Genomic DNA, 2,807 nt, shown 5'->3' with positions numbered 1-2,807 from the left:
CACCACGGCCGCGGCGCTGCCGGTGCCCATGTACCCCTCCAGCCCGGCCGCTGCCCCCATCAGCAGATAGGGGTAGTCCTGGCCGTTCGTGCCGGCGAAGACACCGGTCCGGCTGCCGCGCAGCGACTCCGGGTCGATGCCCGCGCGCTCGAACGCCTCCCACGCCGTCTCCAGGAGCAGCCGCTGCTGCGGGTCCGTGGCCAGGGCCTCGCGCGGGCTGATGCCGAAGAACGCCGCGTCGAAATCGCCCGCGTCCTGGACGAAGCCGCCCTCGCCCGCGTACGACGCCCCGTCGGGCGCGGGCTGGAACACGCTGTCCAGGTTCCAGCCGCGGTCCGACGGGAAGGGCGACAGGCCGTCGGTGCCCGCGGCGACCAGGTCCCACAGCTCCTCGGGCGACCGCACGCCGCCCGGGTAGCGGCAGCTCATGCCGATGATGGCGATCGGCTCGGTGTCGCGCTCCTCCATCTCGCGGATCCGCTCGTGCGCCGCATCGAGATCGGTGCTGACCCGCTTCAGGAAGTACCGGAGCTTGTCTTCGTTCGCCATCGGGCGACCCCTCTGTCAGGAACTGTGGTGATCGTGGTGGGTGCCACTGAGGGCGTTCAGGAGATGCCGAACTTCTTGCCGAGGAGCTCGAACATCTCGTCGTCTGAGGCGGATTCGATCTCCTCGCCGACCGGAACCTCGTCGGCGGACCCGCCCTGCAGACGGGTCAGCAGCGCCTGCACGCGCCGCACCACCCGGGTCCGTCCCGCGTCGTCCGGCGCGACCCCGGCCAGTGCCTTCTCGATCCGGTCCAGTTCCTCCAGCGCGGTCACGGCCACGGTCTCCCCGTCGCGTACGAGCTGCTCGCGCAGGAACCCGGCGAGGCGCTGCGGCGTCGGATGGTCGAACGCCAGGGTGACCGGAAGCTTGAGGCCGGTCTTGGCGCCGATGCGGTTGCGCAGTTCGACGGCGGTGACGGAGTCGAATCCCACCTCGCGGAAGGCGCGCTTGACCCACACGGCCTCGGGACCGGTGAGTCCGAGCACCGCCGCGACCTGCTCGCGCACGGCCTCCAGGAGCAGTGCGTCCTGCTCCGCCTCGGAGAGCCCGGCGAGCCGCTGCACCAGCGCCGACTGCTCCTCACCACCGGATCCCGCCTGGCCCGTGCCGTCCTGCGCGATGCGGCGCACCTCGGGCACGTCGGCGAGGAGCGGGCTCGGCCGGGTCGCGGTGAAGGCGACGAAGAACCGCTCCCAGTCGATGTCCGCGATCAACAGGCAGGTGGCGTCGTGCTCCACGGCCTGCCGCAGCGCGCCCGCGGCCGCCTCGGGCGCCATCTCGCGCAGCCCGTGCCGGTTGAGGGTCTCGCCGAACTCGCCTTCCGCCATGCCGCCGCCGCCCCAGGCGCCCCAGGCGATGGAGGTGGCCACCAGGCCCGCGGACCTGCGCTCCTGGGCCAGCGCGTCGAGGTAGGCGTTGCCCGGTGCGTAGTTGCCCTGGCCCGGGGTGCCGACGATGCCGCCGAACGAGGAGAACAGCACGAAGGCGGACAGGTCGTGGTGACGGGTCAGCTCGTCCAGGTTCCGCGCGGCCCTGGCCTTGGCGTGCAGGGAGTTGGCGAGCTGGTCCGGGGTGAGCGTGTCGAGCAGGCCGTCGTCGAGCGCGGCCGCGGTGTGCACGACGCCGGTCAGCGGATGCTCGGCGGGCACGGCGGCGACGACCTCCGCCAGCGCGTCCCGGTCACCGGCGTCGCACGCGGTGACGGTCACGCGGGCGCCCAGCGCGGTCAGCTCGTCCCGCAGGGCCTGGGCGCCGGGCGCGTCCGGGCCGCGACGGCTGACCAGCAGCAGGTGCTCGGCGCCCTCGCGGGCCAGCGAGCGCGCGACGTGCCCGCCGAGCGCGCCGGTTCCGCCGGTGATGAGCGTCGTGCCCTTCGGGTCCCAGCGCCGGGTGCCGGGGGCGGCGCCGAGCCGGGCGCGGTTGAGACGGCGTACGAATGTGCCGGACTGCCGCACGGCCAGCTGGTCCTCGTCACCGGCCCCGCCGAGCGCGCCGCTCAGCATCGCGGCCGTCCGTTCGTCCAGGGCCGCCGGAAGGTCGATCAACCCACCCCAGCGGTCGGGGTGTTCGAGCGCGGCGACGCGCCCCATGCCCCAGGCCATGGCCTGCTCGGGGCCGGCGATGGGGTCGGCGGGTCCCACCGACACCGCGCCGCGCGTGGCGCACCAGAGCGGCGCGGACACTCCGGCCTCGCCGAGCGCCTGCAGCAGCGCGACGGTGGCCGCGTAGCCCCGCGGCACGTCAGGCAGTTCGGGGTGCGGCGCGTGGTCGAGCTGGAGGAGCGACAGCACGCCCGCGAGGTCGGCGGGCAGGTCGTGGCCGGCGAACAGGTCGCGCCGCAGCTTGCCCCCGTCGACCGTCACGGGCAGCACCTGGGCGCCATGGTCGGTGAGCGCCGCGAGGCACCCAGCGGTCAGGGCGTCCTCGGCGTGGGTCTCGGGCACGACGACGAGCCAGTGGCCGGACAGCCGGGCGGCGGACGCATCGGGCAGCGGACGCCAGGCCACCTCGTACCGCCAGTCGTCGACGGTGGACAGCTCACGGGTGCGGCGGCGCCACGAGGACAGCGCGGGCAGCATCGCACCCAGGGCCGAGCGGGCGTCGTCGCCGCCCTCGATGTCCAGCGTGTCGGCGAGGACGTCGAAGTCCTCCTGCTCGACCGCGGACCAGAACTGGGTGTCGGCGAGCGACAGTTCGGCCGCCACGCCGACGGGCGCCTCCATGACCGGGCGCAGGTCGTCGATCCAGTAGCGCTGTCG

The 2,807-nt window shown here is 74.2% G+C and carries 2 protein-coding genes; both read right to left on the bottom strand.

The window, feature by feature from the left end; translation table 11 throughout:
* Positions 1-549: beta-ketoacyl synthase N-terminal-like domain-containing protein (locus EES42_RS39525; RefSeq protein ID WP_206433815.1), on the bottom strand; the 549-nt coding region annotated here is incomplete at its 3' end.
* Positions 550-605: 56 nt separating this feature from the next.
* On the bottom strand, positions 606-2,807 hold a 2,202-nt coding region (locus tag EES42_RS39520; RefSeq protein ID WP_164495503.1), incomplete at its 5' end, for an SDR family NAD(P)-dependent oxidoreductase.

It is taken from the genome of Streptomyces sp. ADI95-17 (genome assembly GCF_003846175.1).
GTDB classification, from domain to species: domain Bacteria; phylum Actinomycetota; class Actinomycetes; order Streptomycetales; family Streptomycetaceae; genus Streptomyces; species Streptomyces sanglieri.
This window is presented reverse-complemented; position numbering and strand designations above follow the sequence as displayed.